The following is a 17,139-nucleotide window of genomic DNA, read 5'->3' on the forward strand; positions in this document are numbered from 1 at the left end:
CGGGAGTGAGAGACATCATGACAACACCATACCCACTGAAGTTTCAACCTGAGTTCAAGGAACGCGTTTGGGGCGGCCGCGCCCTGACCCAATTCGGCCTGGATCTGCCGGAAGGGCATATCGGCGAAGGCTGGATGATCGGAGACCATCCGAACGGAACGACGAAGGTCATCAACGGCGAGCTGGCCGGCCAAGGCCTCGATCAAGTGCGCGAGCAATACGGCAAGGAATGGTTCGGCGTGAAGGGCTTCTCCGAGAAAAACGGCCGCTTCCCGTTGCTGATCAAGCTGCTCGATTGCAACGACGATCTGTCGGTGCAGGTGCATCCGACCGACGATTATGAAGGGCTGCCGACAGGCGAGCTGGGCAAGACCGAGATGTGGTATGTGCTCGATGCCAAGCCAGGGGCCAAGATCATCTATGGCCTGAAGGATGGAATCGACCGCGAGGCGCTGGCGGCAGCAATCGCGGAAGGCCGCATCATGGAGGCGCTGCAGGAGGTTCCCGTCCAAGCCGGCGATTCCTTCTACATCCCGGCCGGCACGGTGCATGCGCTGTGCGCCGGCGTCGTCGTCGCCGAGGTGCAGCAGAACTCCGACACGACATACCGCCTGTATGACTATAACCGTCCGGGCCTCGACGGCAAGCCGCGCGAGCTGCACATCGAGGATTCCTTGAATGTCATCGCCTATGAAGGCGCTGGCGCGACCCGGATGAAGACCGACAACGCGAAGCCGAATGAATGGCTGACGCTGGCGGAATCGCCATACTTCCGGGTAGAAAAAGGCATCGTCAAGCAGCCGTGGAGCCTGTCCACGACGACGGACAGCTTCGTCATCCTCGTCGTATGCGAAGGCACGGGCACGCTGCGCTGGGCCGATCAAGAGCTGACGCTGGCGGCCGGAGAATGCTTCCTTCTCCCGGCGAACCTCGGCGCGTACACGCTGGAAGGCGACTGCACAGTGCTCCGTTCCGTTGCCCCTTAATGCGATAAGAACCGTCCTCTCTTCTCTTGCGAGCGGAACGGACAATAGATGGACTTACAGCAAGAAGCCGGGAAATCCCCGGCTTCTTGTCCTATTCACCGCTTGGAACTCGCCGCCGGGATGGCGTTCCCCCCGAGCCGCCCCCCAGCAGTCCGGCCTCGCGCCCGACATTCGCAGCCGACTAGCGATCGCGGACGCCAAGCTTATTCGTATGGTCACAGACACGATATTCCTCACTATGACTGCATTTCCGATTGTAGTATGCTGTTCCTGCAAACAAAAGTAATAACTTTGGAGGAATGCACATGTTTCCACGAATGAATGACAAAATAAAAGCACTTACCTATGCCGCAATCGTGCTGCTGCTCTTCCCGCTCATTCTCTTCGCCACGTTCCTCGGAAATATCGTGACGACCTCGCTGGGCGAAGAATTAGGCTGACCAGCGTCGATCCAATTTGTGGATGCTGCAACCTATTCTCTGCTTTGCCCGTCTACAATTTTGCATATACGAAAACATCAATACGACCTTAGAAGAAAGAGGGGATCAAGAATGAGAAAATGGCTAGCGGTTATGATCATACTGGCGATTGCTGTCGCCGGATGCACCACGAAAAAAGAAGAGGCCGTTCAAGTGCCTGTGGCCGATATTATGGCGAAATTAAAGGAAAGCGCGGAGTTCCCTCCAATGGCTGAGGAGATTGATCTGAAAGCCGATGCGGATATGGCCGGAAAGCTTCATATCGATCCTGCCCAATTGGCCGAGGGACGGATGCTGAAGGCGATGCTCAACGTCAAAGCAGACGAAATCATCGTGCTCAAAGCAGCAGACGAGAAATATATCGCAGACCTGAAAAAAGCGTTGGAAGAGGAAGGCGCGACGCAGGAAAATCTATGGAGCACCTACCTTCCCGATCAGTACGAGATTGTCAAAAATCGGATTATCAAGCAGGAAGGAACTTATTTGGCGTTGATCATTTCGGAAAAAGCGGAAGATGTCGAGAAAGCATTCATGGCAGCGCTGAAGCCGGACGGCAAGTAATGTTCCCGCCTTGCGCGTATCGGCAGACTTGGAGGGGAGGAACAGCCAGTGGTATTTAGCTCGGTCGTCTTTCTGTTTACGTTTCTCCCCGCAGCGCTGCTGCTTTACTATGCGTCTCCCCGGCGGGGGAAGAACGCGGCCCTATTGCTGATCAGCCTCCTGTTCTATGCTTGGGGCGAGCCGGTATATATTGTGCTGCTGCTGTTCTCTGCGGTCACCGACTACGTGAACGGGCTGCTGATCGAACGGTTCCGGGGCAGAACAGCGCTGCAGCGCCTCACGCTCATCTTCTCCCTCGGGGTGAATGTGGGCGTGCTTTGCTTTTTCAAATATGCCGATTTCCTGATTGATTCGCTGAACGGCGCATTCGGGACAACCATTGCCCCGCTTGACCTGCCGCTTCCGATCGGCATCTCATTCTATACGTTCCAGACAATGTCCTACACGATTGACGTCTACCGCGGCCGCTGCAAGGCGCAGCGGAGCTTTATCGATTTTGCCGCCTTCGTGTCGATGTTCCCCCAGCTTGTCGCCGGGCCTATCGTGCGCTACGACGAGGTGGAGAAGCAGCTGTCCGAGCGAAGCATCACGCTGGAGCAGATCGGATACGGGGTAAGGCGCTTTATTATCGGACTGGGCAAAAAGGTGCTGCTTGCCAACAATATCGGCATGCTGTGGGATATGAGCCGCAGCGGAGTCGATGATCTGACGACGGCGGGCGCATGGATAGGCATCATAGCTTTTGCGTTCCAGATTTATTTCGACTTCAGCGGGTATTCCGATATGGCCATCGGACTGGGAAGCATGCTCGGCTTCCGCTTTCCGGAGAACTTCAACTATCCGTACATTTCCGCGAGCGCTTCGGAATTTTGGCGCCGCTGGCATATGACGCTTGGCTCCTGGTTCCGGGACTATGTTTATTTCCCGTTGGGCGGAAGCCGCACCAGCAAGCCGAGGCTCGTATTAAATCTGTTCGTCGTCTGGTTCCTGACCGGGCTATGGCATGGCGCGAGCTGGAATTTTATCTTATGGGGACTCTATTTCGGACTGCTGATCGGATTGGAAAAGCTGTTCCTGGGCTCATGGCTGGAACGGCTGTGGCGGCCCGTCCGGCATGCCTACCTGATCGCGGCGGCCCTGTTCGGCTGGGTGCTGTTCGGACTCGACGATATCGCCTCGATCACGAACTATATGGGGAAGATGCTCGGGCTCGGGGACAGCGGTTTCCTCAGCGGAACGGATATGTACAATCTGCGGAATTACGGCTTGCTGCTGATCATCCTTGTCATCAGCGCGACGCCTCTCGCCGCCCGGGTAAGCGCCCTGCTGCAGCGCAGGCCTGCACTCCAAGCTGCCGTCTCGTTTGCCGATTACGGGCTGTTAGCCGGAATGCTGTTCGCCAGTACCGCTTATTTGATTGACGGAACGTATAATCCCTTTCTCTATTTCCGGTTCTAGTAGCGAGGCGTACCCCGATCATTTCAGGAAGGAGAATGGAACATGACCAACAGACGCGCCGCCTGGCTAACGGCCGGCTTTGTCGCCTATATCGCCGCGCTGAGCCTGTGGAGCATCGCGCAGCCGGACCGCAAGCTATCCGAGTTCGAGAACCGGGTGCTGCAGCAGTTCCCTTCCTTCTCCGCCGCGAAGCTCTGGGATGGGCGCTATACGGAGCAGCTAGGGAATTATTTCGCAGATCAATTCGCGGCCCGAGACGCTTGGGTCGGCATCAAGTCGGATCTGGAGCGCCTGAGTGGCAAGACGGAGAACCGCCAAGTCTTTTTCGGCAAAGACGATTATTTATTCGAGCGCTTCCAGACGCCCGGGGCACAGTACGAAGCGAACTTGAACGAGATCCGCCGGTTCGCTGCCCGGCATGCCGGCACCCCGATGCATATGCTGCTTGTCCCTTACTCGCAGGCCATACACGCCGACAAGCTTCCGGCATACGCCGAGGCGACGAGCTATGATACCGCGGAATTCATTCGCGGCACGTATGATGCAATGGGCAGTGCCGTGACGCCCGTGTCCGTGTTGGATGCACTGAAGCGGCACAAGTCTGATTCGGTCTTCTTCCGAACCGACCATCATTGGACGATGCGCGGCGCTTATTATGGGTATGCGGAATTCGCCCGCGCGGCCGGCTTCGAGCCGGTTCCGCTGGAGAGCGTGCCATCCCGCGTTATCAGCAGCAGCTTTTACGGAACCTATTACACAAAGGCGAACAACCGCCATCTTCTCCCAGACAAGCTGGAACTGCTGGAACAGTCCCTCCCGCCCTATAAGGTCTGCTATTCCGATGGCTCCGCATGCTCGGATTCCTTCTATCATATGGAGGCGCTGTCCGTCCGCGATCAGTATAAGGTGTTCTTCAACGGCAACCACGCATGGACGACGATAGAGACGGGAGCCGGGACCGGCCGCAGCATCGTCATATTCAAAGATTCGTATGCCAACGCGTTCGTTCCGCTGCTCGCGCAGCACTATTCCAGCATCCATATGATTGACCTGCGTTTTTTCCATGAATCGGTAGACGATTATCTGTCCAAGCATAACTTCGATCACATTCTGTTCCTGTATGGCCTGAAGACGATTGCGGAAGAGGATATTTTCAAATGGCTCAATTGATCGAAGCTTATCATCCCCCCGGCTTTTGATTGCATCGCGGAAATGAGTTATATTGGAAACATAGGTCCATTTTCAAATCGAGGAGGATTCCGATGACTGCAGCAACATTCGAACAGAATTTGAAGAAATATGCCAACCTCATCGTCAAGGTGGGCGTCAACGTGCAGCCGGGACAGGAAGTGTATGTGTCGGCTACTACCGAGGTCGCGCCGCTGGCCCGCCTGGTAGCACGCGAAGCGTATGAAGCTGGCGCTTCCAACGTCCATGTCGATTGGATCGACGAAGAACTGTCCCGCTTGAAATATGAAAAGGCCGCTGACGAGATGTTCACGGAGTACCCGGAATACGAGGCTTTGAAGCGGAATACCTTCGTTGACAAGCGCGCCGCGTTCATCGCTATCGTCTCATCCAACCCGGATCTGCTCAAAGGAATCGATCCGAAGCGCATCGGCAGCTTCCAGAAGGCTTCCGGCCAGGCGTTGGACCATTACCGCAAGGCAGTGCAGTCGGACAAGGTCAGTTGGACGGTCGTCGGCGCAGCCAGCGCAGACTGGGCAGCCAAAGTATTCCCGGATGCAGGCCGCGAAAAAGCTGTAGAGAAGCTATGGGACGCGATTTTCGCTTCCGTGCGTCTCCATGCGGACGATCCGGTGCAAGCCTGGGAAGAGCATAATGCCACCTTACATAAAAAGGTCGATATTTTGAACGGCCACCATTTCCACAAGCTGCATTACCGCGCTCCGGGAACCGACCTGACTATCGAGCTTCCGGAAAAGCATCTGTGGGTAGGCGCAGGCAGCACAAACGAGCAGGAGATCCCGTTCATGGCGAACATGCCGACGGAGGAAGTGTTCACCGTGCCGCAGAAGGAAGGCGTCAACGGATATGTGTCCAGCACGAAGCCGCTCAGCTACGGCGGCAATCTGATCGACAACTTCAAGATCACGTTCGAGAACGGCCGCATCGTCAAAGTCGAGGCCGAGCAAGGTCAGGAAATTTTACAGCATCTGGTCGATACAGACGAAGGCTCGCATTATTTGGGCGAAGTGGCGCTTGTGCCGCATCATTCGCCGATCTCGGAGTCTAATATTTTGTTCTACAATACGCTGTTCGACGAAAATGCCTCCAACCACCTGGCCATCGGCAGCGGCTATGCCTTCAACATCGAAGGCGGCAAAAAAATGTCACGCGAAGAGCTGGATGCGAACGGCGTCAACAACAGCATTACACATGTTGACTTCATGATCGGCTCCGCCGAGATGGACATCGACGGCATCCTCAAGGATGGCACCGTTGTTCCGGTGTTCCGCAACGGGAACTGGGCCATCTAATCGCTCCGCGAATCTCGCGATTCACGCACAGCGCCCCTGCGTCCGGGCGGTCTGGAGACGTTCTCCGGCCGCCCGGACGCAGGGGCGTTGTATTTCTTTGCGTTATTCTAGATCGTCTGCAAATCAGAGAGAAGGTGCTTCAGCCCCTCTTCGCCGTCTACATGACGGGCCAGCTCCTCTGCCCTCATTTTGTATCCGGCCGCGTCTTCGGCCTTGTTCATCAGACTGGAGGCTCGCGCCAGCGCTTCATACGCATAGGCGGTGTCGAACGCCCCCAAGCTGAACTTGCGGCAAATATCTATGCAGCGTCTCGCATGATACATGGACGCTTCCGCTATCCCCGCGACGGCATAAACGCGGGAGATCTGCCACTCCCCGCGGGCGAACTGGAGCTCACGTCCAACGACGCCCCAATGGTACCGCGATGCATGCGCCGCATGGATCATCATATCCGTCTCCTCCGGCGTGCGATCCGTCTTCTCCATCCATTCCCATACCTTGTTGAATAATTGATTTGCGCTTTGCTCATGGCTGTCCGGATCGGTTTGCGCCGGGTAGTTCATCATGGAGGTCATGGACATTGCTCCTTCTTCTATTTAAGTTGTCATGATTGACATGCTTTATCCTGATTCGATTACGTTGCCGGCGGAGGCGGCGTATAGTTGTCCCGCACCGACTCGTTCTGCATCTCGTTCTGCATCCCGTTCTGTGCCTCGGCCGGTTCTTCCTGTTCTTTTTCTTGCCTGTAGTAAGACGCCATACGCCGACTATCGCCGCGACATTGACGATCCAGAACTTCTTCAACAGGGCCAGAAATCCAAGCTTCTTGGCCACCGCCAATCCGGCTCCGCCCAGCACGAGTCCGGTCAATCCGTACTCTGCTTTTTTGTCCGTTGATTTGTCGAAGTCCTCATACCGCTTGCCCGCCGTAACCTGGAAGGTAGATAGCACCCGCTTCTCCAGTTCCTTCCGTTCGGCCTGCAGATGCTCCGGCTCGGATACGAGGATAATCGATATATAACCAGTCCGCGTCATACGTTGGCTTGACATCCCAATCATCGACGAACAGATGCATGCTCGAATCCTTTTCCTTATTCTCTTCTGCCGTTCCTTCCTTATAACTGTCAAGAAGAGCATCCGCGTGAATATTGTCTTTCTCGCTGTCTTCGATATATCCGGAATCTGTATATTCGAAGATGGCAATCCAGGTCGAGTCCTCGTCATCCGGAATGACTGTGCCGATTTCTTCTCCGCTTGGCACCGACTGGATCTGCTTTTTCCAAGCCCTCGTATTATTGCCGTCCAAGAAAATCAAGCCCTCATCCAGCTTAAATGAAGCGATTCCGGTATCCAACTGAACTTGCTCTCCCTCGCCATCAACCTATTGGACTTCTTCCTCCTCTGCCGGAGGCATGGCTCCGCCAAGGAGCATCACGAGGGCAATCAGGGCCGCCGCGCTTTATGAATTCATCGTTTCAACTTACTTACCTCCCAGAACATGGTATTATGTATTTTTCCAAATACATACTATACAGGATTGGATACACCTTGAATATCCTCTGTTCGCAAATTGTTCCTATTGACGCAGGTGTAGCAGCACGGATTCCAGATAAAGCATGACTAAATAACCAAGTCTTTGGAACCATTATGAACAAAAGGAGCTAGCCTAGGGCAGAAAAGCGCAAGGCAATCCATGCCTCCCTTCTTTACGTCAATCTCCCGATGGCTCAGGTTCGTACTTCCACATTCGCGGCCTCCATTCTCCCTCCGAGCCAAGATACCCTCGTCTGCCCTTTGCACCACTCTCCCATTGAGTCAGGACCGATCCTTTTTATTTTCAACCACATATTTCTCCTCACTAGCGTTGTTCAAGCTCCCTTGCCCTACTGACGTCGCAACGGGCAACCTATCAACAATGAAGCTAACGCGCTGTACCTAATGTCTGTGTGGTTGGGAGAATCCTTGTAAGGAGGACAACATATGCTCATTCCCTGACTAGTGGGGATTTTGCCTGTAAGGATGCAGCACAGATGCCCATTCCTGAATAGCGGGGATACTGGATATACGGGCACAGCACATTTGCTCATTCCTGAATAGTGGGGATAGCGCCTGTAAGGACGCAGTACATATTCTCATTCCTGAACAGTGGGGATACTGGATATACGGGCACAGCACATTTGCTCTTTCCTGAACAGCGGGGATACTGGCTAGAAGGACGCAGCACATATGCCCATTCCTGAACAGTGGGGAGCCTGCCTGGAAGGACGTAATACATATGCTCGTTCCTGAACAGTCGGGATCCTGCCTGGAAGGACGTAGTACATATGCTCGTTCCTGAACAGTGGGGATACTGATAGAAGGACGCAGCACATATGCCCATTCCTGAACAGTGGGGATCCATCCTCATCACAACAACAAATGGAGCGGCAACCCGCCCCACCCGTATATCCATCCTAAGGCTCGCGATAAGCATCGGGAGCGCAGGAAGCACGTCCTGACGCTGTTGGAATTGATCATCATCCGATCTCTCCAGATTGTCGAGCGGCACTCTCAACTCCTGATCGATATCTTCGTTATACTCCCTCCCGATGAAGCATCCTTAGTCCCTATGCGGCGGCTGCAGGCCGCACAGCGTCTCTATCATTTCCCGGAAGGAACTGAACAGTTCTCTCTCCCAAGGCTGCACCTGTTCCCGGATCCGGCTCTGTTCCGCTCCCAGTTCATGCAAATGGTCGTGGAAAAACCAGACGACAGGGTAATCCCCGCTGTCATCGATCCGGGTCAAATCGAAGCAGACCGGCCCCTGACTGTCTTCCGCTTCCGTGAAGGGAAGGTAGCCGGCCGCGAGCAGCGGTTCCCATGCCTGAATAATATCCCGATAGCGGGTCAGCCTGTCCTGGGAGGACATCGGGGGCAGCTCAATGAACTGGCAATCTCCCCTGTGCCCCGTCTCATCCTCAACATTGTTAAAATGCAAATCCACATAATGATATGTACGGAATAGAGCTCTCATCATTGGCGGAAAGGAGATGGAGAATTCGTTCTCAAGTTCCCCGATCTCCTCTTCGGTAATGGTCGAAGGGATGCATTTCCAGCATACCAAGCCATCCTCGTTAATGTTGCCGTCTCTCATCTCCGCGGGAACCCCTTCGGCTACCGACTGGAACAACACCGGATGGACATGCGCGAGAAACAGGTCCAACTGCCTTGTGATGAAATCGATGTCCTCCTTCATTAGCAACATGTCTCCTTTCTCACCTGCTAGATTATGTCTATTATTATAGTAGTTCTGTCCAAAGACAACAAACCCAGCGCCGCATGGCACTGGGTCTGCCCGTTCATTCACTCGTCAGGGACGGACGGCTTCCACTTGATCGATAAGAAGCTTATCCGCCAAAATCATTACCGTTTCCTCAACCTGTACCTCTATCAGTTCTTCCAGGCTGTCGCTATACTGTCCGGAGATGTGAATCCGATAGCGCCCATCCGCCTCTGTCTTGCTCGACTTCAGACCGAAATGAATCGAGGACAGAACGCCGAACGATTCCTGCTCTTTGAAGGAATAGTTTCCTTCAGAGCCCGCTTGAAAATACGAATCGAACAAGCGCTTGGCCTGCTCTTCGCTGTAATAGCGGCCCACGGCAGTCAGAAAAGCTGTTTTGTCCTCTTCACTCAAGGTCAGGCGCTGCGAGTAGCGAAGCAGTCTGTTCGTCCATGTCTCCGCATCGCGCAGCCATAGAAAAAGCGGGATAGCGGAACTGTGTTCCATCGTCTCCTTCGTCAACGACGGGGGCGCGGTCTCCTCCATCACCTGCAGGACCGTCTGAACCGTTACCTTCTTGCCTTCTTTCCCCGGAGAAGAAGGCGACGTGCATGCTGTTAACAACAAGATGACGGAGATGAGTGCCAGCACAGTTTTTTTCATCGGTTAACTCCTCTGTCTGTAATATGTTCCCCTAGAGTATCGCTATTCTAACGGAATTCCCTTCGATAACCGCTCATTAGCGGTCATGTCCAGAATCTCCTCCACGCTGTAGAAGATGTCATCCAGTATATCATCGACATGCTCCGGATCTGTCTCTCCAAGCACAATCGATTTTGGAACTTTGCCCGCATGTTCAGGAAAGAAATTCGTGTTGGGTTGACCGGATTGGAGGAGTTGTCTGTTTTGCAGGCGCCCGTGCATTTTCTTGTCTCGAAATGAAGATGGACTCCCGTCGCATCTCCCGTCTTGCCCATATACCCGAGATGGCCCCTTTTCCTACCTTCTGGTTGGTAGACACGGCAGGCGTCTTATTCATATGAGCGTAGCGGGATTGATAGTTGGCGCTGTTGATGACATGATGAACATAGACGACCCAGCCATAGCTGTCGGACCAGCCTGATCGGGATACGGTACCGTCATAGTAGGCGACGATCCGATTGCCAGCTACGCCGGCCGTCTTCGCCCCAATGTCGATTCCTTTGTGCGTGCTGCTGTTGAAGCCTTGGGTAATTCGCGTGGAGTCGGGTACGGGCCAGGTGTATTTACTGTTAGCGGAAGCAATCGTGGAGAGCGAGGCAATGCATAAAGCAACGACGGATAACATCGTTACCAACCTCTTCATTACTCCAATCATCCCCTTTTTCAGGTAAATACACTCTTACCATAACACATTTTTTCCACTTGTAAATATATGAAATTATTTACATTAAATGTCCCCTTTTCCCTATGGAGCTTCCGTCCTGCAGCTGGCAAACGGAAAATAACATTTATAGATGTAAAGTTGGTTTGCGGAACGTTTGCCCGATCTCGGTACGGTCAGACGGAACCAAGACAATAGCACAGCTCCATAAAAAACAGACCGTCATATGAACGATCTGCCATGAGAGCAGCGAGCCTCTTCCCGCTCTGTCGGGTATAGATGACGATATCTAGTCGATTAGGCTCTGCAAATGATGCAGAACAAACGTAAAATAAGCCGGCTCATGGGGGACGATATTGGTCATTGTCAGATTTATCCCCGTACCGCGTTCGTCATGTCCCCGACTGAACTCCTCTGCGGCAGCGAAGTCCGCTTCGCCAAGGCAAAGCTTGCGGAATGCTTCCGCTTCGACCCGGACGATGGACTCGACCTCATCTTCCTGCAGGCGAAAATCGGAGATTGCTCCATCATGTCGATAGAAATAGACATGGCAGAACTCATTATCGATCATGTCCGGCTGCATGATGGAGTCGGCAATAACGCCGGCATAGACCAGCTTCCCCGGTTCCGGTTCGATGCCCAGCTCTTCGCGCAGCTCTCGCACGCCGTCCTGCGGCGTCTCCCCCGCTTCCAGATGACCTGCCGACGTAATATCCAGCATGCTAGGATAATCCTTCTTATGTACATGTCTCCGCTGCAACAGAAGATAGGCCGTATTCTGCTCCTGCATCCATAGCCAGCAGTGGAACGTCTGATGCCACAGCCCCTCGGTATGAACCTCATGTCTTGTTCTCACGCCGGCCGGCTTCCTGGCGTCCGTAAACGTGTCGATATACTCGATGTCTTCCGGCTTGCTCTTCTGCATTGGGGGGCGCGCGCCGTCCTGCATATCATATGCAATAAGCCAGCAATCGCGCATCTCGCCCTCATGATATTCATGCTTCGGCAGCAGGGCCAGCTTGCGGAAGCCGCATTTCTCATACACATGGAGCGCGCGCTCATTCCACGTCTGCGGATCCATCATGATCCGGACCGCTTGATGTTGCGCGATCAAGTAATTCACCATCGTCTTAATCAGCTTCGTGCCGATGCCCTTGCCCCAATAGGCGGTCTCCCCGATAAATTGATCCATGCCGAACACACGGTTCATCGTGGGCTTGATGCCGAATTGGGCTTGATCCTCATGCGACAGCGGGTAGAACTGGAGATAGCCGATTGCCTCTCCCTCGTACAGAATGAGGCACGGTGTTATCTCCTCCCGCTCCTCATAGAAATGCTTTCTTACCATCTCCATGTCATGCGGACGATCCCGGCCTTCGTAATAGCGAAGCACCTCCGGATCGGACAGCCAACGGACGAGGAAGGGGGCATCGGCAGCCAGGAGCCTCCGAACCGCGAGCTTACCGCTCTTGAACACGGGTCATCTCCCCTTCCTCCGCTTGCAGACCGCGATCACCTCCCGGGATTGGCCCTGCATACTCGTATCGAAGCAGGACACCAGCTCCCATCCGTCCAGTCCGAGCCGATTCAGTTCCTCCTCGAATTCCTGTTCGTCAACCTTTCCTCCCAGAAAACCTCCGGTTTTGATTTTAAGCGTCTTGTATTCCCATTGTTCCATAATGTCTCCTCCTTGCAGCCAGCAATCTTCACTCCATGTATCTTACGTCCGGATGATCGCTTCTGTCCATGCCCGCCTCTCAATCTCACGGACCGTCTCTTCCGGCGTCAGGTCGGACGTGTCGAGCCACATGACGACCCGAGGCGAATTCTGGCGCAGAGTGCGATCGAACTCGTCCACGGCGAACAGGCTTGGATGCGTCGGTGCAGCAATTGGATTCGGGTCGATAGTAGACCTCCTGCCTATGGAATGGCTGGCTCACCGTTGAATGAAAATAAAGCATCTGGATACACTACCTCCAACTACTTGGTTTCGTTGATGTGATGGAGGCAGAAATGAAGCATTCTATTCCAAGCTATTCATACCGTGCCCTTATGATTGCCATGGCGGTCTTCCTGCTGAGTCTGACTCCGGGGATACATCATATCTCTGCTTACGCCTCCCAGCCGGAGGATCCGCTTCCGATCGTCGCCGACCAAGGCTTGTATTCGATAGACATTTATCCGGATCGTCATAAGCTGATCGTACGGGCACAGGGTGAAAAATTCAAGACCTATACCGTCGCCGTCGGCAACCCGTCAACCCCTACTCCCGTCGGAGAATACAAAATCATATATAAAGGCAAGGATTGGGGCCCTTCCTTCGGTCCCCGCTGGCTCGGATTAAATGTCCCTTGGGGATATTACGGCATTCATGGGACGAACAAGCCTTATTCCATCGGGCAGCATCTGAGTCATGGCTGTGTCCGGATGCGCAATCGGGATGTCATCGAGCTGTTCGATCTCGTTCCTGTCGGTACGAAGGTGACGATTCATGGGCATGTGTTGGGCGGGTTGAAGCATGATCCGAGAGTCGTAGCCGAAGGTGACGTGGGCGGAGATGTGCAGCTGGTCCAGTCCCGGTTGAAAAGCGCCGGCTACTTCAAGGGCGTGTGCAACGGGAAATTCCGCGCCGATACAACCTATGCGGTCAAGCGGTTCCAGCGCGACCGGCAATTGCCGGAGGACGGAGTCGTAACCATTCGAGTCTATGAGGAACTGGGGCTGTATGAGTAAAAAGAGAAGAAGGAATCGGCCGGAGCAAGCGCAACAGCGCTGCCGCAGTCCATTCCTTCTTCCCTGGTGCGGCTCCGTGCAGGCCGCATATGGTTGTGCCGTTATACCCCCGCGGAAGCCAACGCTTTGGCGGAGGATAACCGATAACGCATGATCATCTCCTGAATCTCGATCGGCATGCCCTGACTTAACCGGGACTCCTCCGCCGCGAACGCCATCATATGGCTCTGTAGGGAGCCGCGCAGTGATTCTAGTGCATGGGGGTTGTCCGGTTCGGCGGCAAGCTGGCAGAATTCCCGCATCAACTGAGTGCAGCCTTCACTGCCTTCATCATGAACCCGAACATTCCGCTCCGTCCCGCTGACGAAGTCGTAGACGGTGAACGACTGATCGGTCATATTGCCCCGAATCTCTCCGCGCGTTCCCGAGATATGGACGGTGCGCGTGCTGTCATGCGTGAAGGCCGAGAGCGTGAACGAAGCGGTCGCTCCGTTCGCGAACTCCATGTTGATGACTTGATGGTCGACAACGTCGTTGTCGCATTGGTAGACGCAGCGGCCAAAAGGCGTGCTCCGGATCCTCTCCCGGATGCTCTCGTCCGATCCGTCCTGCGTAAAGTGCAGCGCGCGGCGGCGTCCTTCTCCCAAATAAAAACGCAAATCGGAATAGCAGCAATTGTCCGCGTGAATGCAGCCGTCCGTACAATATTCGGTCGCGCCCTCCGGCATATTCTCCTTTTTGAAATGAAAGAGGGAACCGAATGACGTCAGCCGTCTGCAATCCTGGTTCATCAGCCACAGGATGATGTCCAGATCGTGGCATGACTTAGCCAGCACAAGCGGGCTCGACTCCGCCGTATTGCGCCATGGGCCCCGCACATAGCTGTGCGCCATATGGCCGAAGCCGATATTTTCGCGCAGCTGGATGTTCACGACCTTCCCGATACCGCCCTGCTCAATGACTTGACGTATTCCGGACCAGAACGGCGTATACCGGAGAACATAGCATATGGTCAGCACCCGCTGATTGCGGCGGGCGGCAGCTTCAATCTCAATGCATTCGGTCGGAGAAGGCGACATCGGCTTCTCCAGCAGCACATGGTAACCTTGCTCCAGAGCTGCCATTGCGGCTTCGTAGTGCATTCGATCCTGCATGCAAATCAATACCGCATCGGCAAAGCGCGGCCGTTCGAACACTCCCCGCCAATCTCCATACGTTTGTCCGGCATCGATATGATGCAAGCGCGCAAACGCCTCTCGTTTCTCCACATCCGGCTCCGCGACGGCGACGAATTCCAGTTCTTCCGGGTACTGCAGCGCATGCTTGGCATATACCTCCGCGCCCCGGATACCTGCCCCGAGCAAGATTGCCTTTATACTCATTGCGTCAACACCTCTTTGCAGGCTATCTGCGTTGTCAATTGGTAAGGAACTTCGGTTGAAGTATCTCTACCATAACAAATGATTCGGATCGGTACTATAATTATCTTCCGAAATATTTGCACAAACAGCCTGTCGCGGAGCTTCGTTGCGTAAGCGCATGCATAGCTGTCCCGACTGGCGGGGCGTCCCGTTAGAGCGTAACGCGAATCATGCGCTCCGTGGACGTGATCGCCTTGCCATTCCATTCCACGGTCACGCTCAGTCCCTGCTCATTGTTCACGCTGGCCTGCAGTTCGCCCGCCTCTTGGCGAAGCTCTACATCGAGCCACGCCGCGCCGATGCGGATTCGCTTCAAGGCAACACGCTTGCCCTGCCATGCCTGCGGCAGATCCGGTGCGATCCGCACCTCGTTCCGGTGGGCATCCGGCTGAATGCCGATCAGATGCTTCACTATCGGCACGGCCAGCGCATAAATGGTCCATGCCTGCACCGCGCAGCCGTAATCCGGCGACATCTCGCTCATCGAGCCCGGCAGGGCCAGCGAAAACGTGTTCATCATGCGCTCCAGCAGATCGAGCGCCGCGTCCGGATTGCCGTACGCCGCTTCCGCCACGGCATGCGCCCCGGTCGAGATCGTCATCGTGCCCTGCCGGTACATCCCGGACAAGTAGGTTCCGTAAGGTCCGATGAATTCGGGGGTCCGCATGCGCTCAAGGGCCAGCTTCCCCTTCTCCCGGTCGGCTATGCCTGCTTCCATCGGCGTCACGATGACCCAGTTCTTGTTCAGCAGCCAGCCTCTGTCTTCCTGGTCATCCCCGGCCGCCTGAAGCAGCTTGTCCACATAGTCACGGTAATGTTCGACACTGTGCTTGGCCGCCATCGCCACCATGAAGTCGGCCTTCGGCTCGACATCCTTCTTCGGCGCCACCGCATCGGCATACAGTCCTTCCTGCTCGCACCAATAGACCCGGTTGATCGCTTCCGCCAATTGCTCCGCCTTGGCCGCATAGCGATCCGCTTCCGCTTCGTAGCCGAGCACCCGGCTCATCGCGGCCAAGGCCGCTGCCGCCTGTGCCGTATATACGGCCGAATCGATCAGTTCCATATTCAAGCCGGCGATCTCGATGATGCCGTAGCCGGAAGGGAACCCGTCGCCGTCCGGATCCATCTCGCCAAGCAGCCATGCCATCCCCAGCGCGCATAACGCATAATGCTCCGCCAGCCATTGCTTGTCCCCGAGCCAGCGGAACACGTCCCAGATGAGCGCGATATAATGCGCGGTCTCCTGCGTATTGCCCGGATTGGACACCGCCCCCATCGTCGTCACCTCATGGATGATGCGCCCATTGCCGTTCGTCTCCAGCGAAGTGTCTCGGATCAGCTTCAGCGTGTCCCGCACCAGCTCGAAGTCTCCGATCGCGGCGACGCCCTGCAGGGCGTAGGAGTTGTCGCACCCGAACCACCACGGATAATGGGGCGATCCCGCCGTCAACCCTCTGCCGATACCGTCGACGCGCTGCACAAGCCATTGATTGTTCCATTTCGTCCACGCAAAAATATCATTGAGGCGGGACTCGCCCTCAATCTGCAGCTGCGCCTGTCCCTCGATGCGCGCGTACAGGCGCTGCTTGGCCGCCAGCAGCTCCGCGTGCGACGTTACCAATCGTTCGTACGTCGCCTCGCACTCCGCCCGCGATGCGTATGAGCCCGCGACATATACCTGGAAGCGCAGCCGCTCGTCCGGCTTGAGGACGACATCAGTCGTCATCGACACGCCTGCGCCGTTCCCGCTCGTCCATTCCGGACCGATAAGTCCGCGTTCGAAGCGGACCTCCGGCTTTGTCCAATCGGTGCCGACCATGACGTACCAGTCATGATCGCAGTCCTTGGCCAGACAGGCGGAAGCCGACACTTGCTGCCATTCGTCCTGTTCCCCGTCATGAATGCCGATCTCGTCCGAGAACCAGACCGGCCGCAGATCGGAACGCGCGACCCACTCCAGTTCCAGGGCGGTGTCTTCACTGGCGTAATTGCAGATTTCATAGCTGACGACGAGGCCTTTTTCCTGCTCCGGCGCGAACTGGACCCGGCGAATCGATACCGGGATATGGCCGAGGCCATGATCGTAGCGGAACTCGTTCCCCCACGGATGAGTGATGAATTCATCCGCCTTGGTCCATACGGCAATGCCGCGCCGCGTATCCGTCACGCGCAGCCAGAAGCCGTCCAGCAGCTTAATCGGATGCAGCCAGACGCCGCCCATCTCATTCGCGACATGATGGCCGAAGTCGGGAAAATGCCCGTCCTGCGTTCCGATCGCTTTCATATATTCGCCAGCGGTCACATAGATCGGAAAAGGACGCTGGTTGCCCACGCTTTTTGTCATATTCGTTCGCCTCGGTTCTCCATAGGAT

Annotated in this window: 17 protein-coding genes and 1 pseudogene; 7 read left to right on the forward strand and 11 right to left on the reverse strand. The window is 55.3% G+C overall.

Translation table 11 applies throughout. The features are described 5' to 3' along the window. Nucleotides 1–17: 17 nt before the first annotated feature. The 6 genes from DQX05_RS19155 (at nt 18) to DQX05_RS19175 (ending at nt 5,985) form a co-directional block, all read left to right on the forward strand. Nucleotides 18–986, forward strand: coding sequence for a type I phosphomannose isomerase catalytic subunit (locus DQX05_RS19155; protein WP_119795092.1), 969 nt, complete (start codon nt 18–20; stop codon nt 984–986). Between the two features lie 305 nt (nt 987–1,291). After that, nucleotides 1,292–1,426 (forward strand): hypothetical protein, encoded by a 135-nt coding sequence (locus DQX05_RS32325; protein WP_259392110.1) that lies wholly within the window; start codon nt 1,292–1,294, stop codon nt 1,424–1,426. A gap of 111 nt (nt 1,427–1,537) precedes the next feature. Further along, nucleotides 1,538–2,026: a DUF4358 domain-containing protein gene (locus tag DQX05_RS19160; protein ID WP_119795093.1), complete on the forward strand. Its 489-nt coding sequence runs from the start codon at nt 1,538–1,540 to the stop codon at nt 2,024–2,026. A 48-nt stretch (nt 2,027–2,074) separates the two neighbouring features. After that, nucleotides 2,075–3,484 (forward strand): MBOAT family O-acyltransferase, encoded by a 1,410-nt coding sequence (locus DQX05_RS19165; protein ID WP_119795094.1) that lies wholly within the window; start codon nt 2,075–2,077, stop codon nt 3,482–3,484. A 42-nt stretch (nt 3,485–3,526) separates the two neighbouring features. Then, on the forward strand, nt 3,527–4,654 hold the full coding sequence (locus DQX05_RS19170) for a DHHW family protein (RefSeq protein ID WP_119795095.1): 1,128 nt from the start codon (nt 3,527–3,529) through the stop codon (nt 4,652–4,654). 92 nt (nt 4,655–4,746) lie between these two features. After that, a complete protein-coding gene (locus DQX05_RS19175) occupies nt 4,747–5,985 on the forward strand; it encodes an aminopeptidase (protein ID WP_119795096.1) in 1,239 nt (412 codons plus the stop codon). 107 nt (nt 5,986–6,092) lie between these two features. Here DQX05_RS19175 and DQX05_RS19180 read toward each other — a convergent pair whose 3' ends face one another. From DQX05_RS19180 to DQX05_RS30940, 9 genes and pseudogenes are all read right to left on the reverse strand, one after another. Continuing rightward, nucleotides 6,093–6,560 (reverse strand): hypothetical protein, encoded by a 468-nt coding sequence (locus DQX05_RS19180; protein WP_119795097.1) that lies wholly within the window; start codon nt 6,558–6,560, stop codon nt 6,093–6,095. A 59-nt stretch (nt 6,561–6,619) separates the two neighbouring features. Then, nucleotides 6,620–6,745, reverse strand: a complete 126-nt coding sequence (locus tag DQX05_RS32330; RefSeq protein WP_259392123.1) for a hypothetical protein — start codon at nt 6,743–6,745, stop codon at nt 6,620–6,622. A 65-nt stretch (nt 6,746–6,810) separates the two neighbouring features. Then, nucleotides 6,811–7,339, reverse strand: a pseudogene (locus tag DQX05_RS32335) (DUF2167 domain-containing protein); the annotation flags it as partial. A gap of 1,245 nt (nt 7,340–8,584) precedes the next feature. Continuing rightward, nucleotides 8,585–9,220 carry an SMI1/KNR4 family protein gene (locus DQX05_RS19190; protein WP_119795098.1) on the reverse strand — a complete coding sequence of 212 codons (636 nt, stop codon included), beginning with the start codon at nt 9,218–9,220 and terminating at the stop codon, nt 8,585–8,587. A gap of 114 nt (nt 9,221–9,334) precedes the next feature. Further along, complete coding sequence (locus DQX05_RS19195) at nt 9,335–9,910, reverse strand: hypothetical protein (protein ID WP_119795099.1); 576 nt, start codon at nt 9,908–9,910, stop codon at nt 9,335–9,337. 193 nt (nt 9,911–10,103) lie between these two features. Next, on the reverse strand, nt 10,104–10,592 hold the full coding sequence (locus DQX05_RS19200; RefSeq protein WP_182914819.1) for a M23 family metallopeptidase: 489 nt from the start codon (nt 10,590–10,592) through the stop codon (nt 10,104–10,106). A gap of 307 nt (nt 10,593–10,899) precedes the next feature. Further along, nucleotides 10,900–12,087 carry a GNAT family N-acetyltransferase gene (locus DQX05_RS32885; protein WP_310735682.1) on the reverse strand — a complete coding sequence of 396 codons (1,188 nt, stop codon included), beginning with the start codon at nt 12,085–12,087 and terminating at the stop codon, nt 10,900–10,902. 3 nt (nt 12,088–12,090) lie between these two features. After that, complete coding sequence (locus DQX05_RS19215) at nt 12,091–12,288, reverse strand: DUF4177 domain-containing protein (RefSeq protein WP_119795101.1); 198 nt, start codon at nt 12,286–12,288, stop codon at nt 12,091–12,093. A 42-nt stretch (nt 12,289–12,330) separates the two neighbouring features. Next, nucleotides 12,331–12,468: a hypothetical protein gene (locus DQX05_RS30940; RefSeq protein WP_182914820.1), complete on the reverse strand. Its 138-nt coding sequence runs from the start codon at nt 12,466–12,468 to the stop codon at nt 12,331–12,333. Nucleotides 12,469–12,662: 194 nt separating this feature from the next. Here DQX05_RS30940 and DQX05_RS19220 point away from each other — a divergent pair, with 194 nt between their 5' ends. Beyond that, the gene (locus tag DQX05_RS19220; protein WP_119795164.1) at nt 12,663–13,343 is read left to right on the forward strand and encodes a L,D-transpeptidase family protein; all 681 of its coding nucleotides are present in this window, start codon (nt 12,663–12,665) and stop codon (nt 13,341–13,343) included. A 101-nt stretch (nt 13,344–13,444) separates the two neighbouring features. Here the strand turns inward: DQX05_RS19220 and DQX05_RS19225 are convergent, their stop codons facing one another. Beyond that, nucleotides 13,445–14,725, reverse strand: a complete 1,281-nt coding sequence (locus DQX05_RS19225; RefSeq protein ID WP_119795102.1) for a Gfo/Idh/MocA family protein — start codon at nt 14,723–14,725, stop codon at nt 13,445–13,447. 190 nt (nt 14,726–14,915) lie between these two features. Continuing rightward, nucleotides 14,916–17,111, reverse strand: a complete 2,196-nt coding sequence (locus DQX05_RS19230; RefSeq protein ID WP_119795103.1) for an alpha-L-rhamnosidase-related protein — start codon at nt 17,109–17,111, stop codon at nt 14,916–14,918. Nucleotides 17,112–17,139 lie beyond the last annotated feature (28 nt).

Source organism: Paenibacillus thiaminolyticus (assembly GCF_003591545.1).
GTDB classification, from domain to species: domain Bacteria; phylum Bacillota; class Bacilli; order Paenibacillales; family Paenibacillaceae; genus Paenibacillus_B; species Paenibacillus_B thiaminolyticus_A.

What these genes read in the sequence shown, in the direction of transcription:
- DQX05_RS19155 (WP_119795092.1), top strand. Translation starts at nt 18, where the DNA reads ATGACAACACCATACCCACTGAAGTTTCAACCTGAGTTCAAGGAACGC.
- DQX05_RS19225 (WP_119795102.1), bottom strand. Translation starts at nt 14,725, where the DNA reads ATGAGTATAAAGGCAATCTTGCTCGGGGCAGGTATCCGGGGCGCGGAG.
- DQX05_RS19200 (WP_182914819.1), bottom strand. Translation starts at nt 10,592, where the DNA reads ATGAAGAGGTTGGTAACGATGTTATCCGTCGTTGCTTTATGCATTGCC.
- DQX05_RS19215 (WP_119795101.1), bottom strand. Translation starts at nt 12,288, where the DNA reads ATGGAACAATGGGAATACAAGACGCTTAAAATCAAAACCGGAGGTTTT.
- DQX05_RS19160 (WP_119795093.1), top strand. Translation starts at nt 1,538, where the DNA reads ATGAGAAAATGGCTAGCGGTTATGATCATACTGGCGATTGCTGTCGCC.
- DQX05_RS32325 (WP_259392110.1), top strand. Translation starts at nt 1,292, where the DNA reads ATGTTTCCACGAATGAATGACAAAATAAAAGCACTTACCTATGCCGCA.
- DQX05_RS19220 (WP_119795164.1), top strand. Translation starts at nt 12,663, where the DNA reads ATGATTGCCATGGCGGTCTTCCTGCTGAGTCTGACTCCGGGGATACAT.
- DQX05_RS19175 (WP_119795096.1), top strand. Translation starts at nt 4,747, where the DNA reads ATGACTGCAGCAACATTCGAACAGAATTTGAAGAAATATGCCAACCTC.
- DQX05_RS19180 (WP_119795097.1), bottom strand. Translation starts at nt 6,560, where the DNA reads ATGACCTCCATGATGAACTACCCGGCGCAAACCGATCCGGACAGCCAT.
- DQX05_RS19170 (WP_119795095.1), top strand. Translation starts at nt 3,527, where the DNA reads ATGACCAACAGACGCGCCGCCTGGCTAACGGCCGGCTTTGTCGCCTAT.
- DQX05_RS19195 (WP_119795099.1), bottom strand. Translation starts at nt 9,910, where the DNA reads ATGAAAAAAACTGTGCTGGCACTCATCTCCGTCATCTTGTTGTTAACA.
- DQX05_RS19190 (WP_119795098.1), bottom strand. Translation starts at nt 9,220, where the DNA reads ATGAAGGAGGACATCGATTTCATCACAAGGCAGTTGGACCTGTTTCTC.
- DQX05_RS32330 (WP_259392123.1), bottom strand. Translation starts at nt 6,745, where the DNA reads ATGGCGTCTTACTACAGGCAAGAAAAAGAACAGGAAGAACCGGCCGAG.
- DQX05_RS19230 (WP_119795103.1), bottom strand. Translation starts at nt 17,111, where the DNA reads ATGACAAAAAGCGTGGGCAACCAGCGTCCTTTTCCGATCTATGTGACC.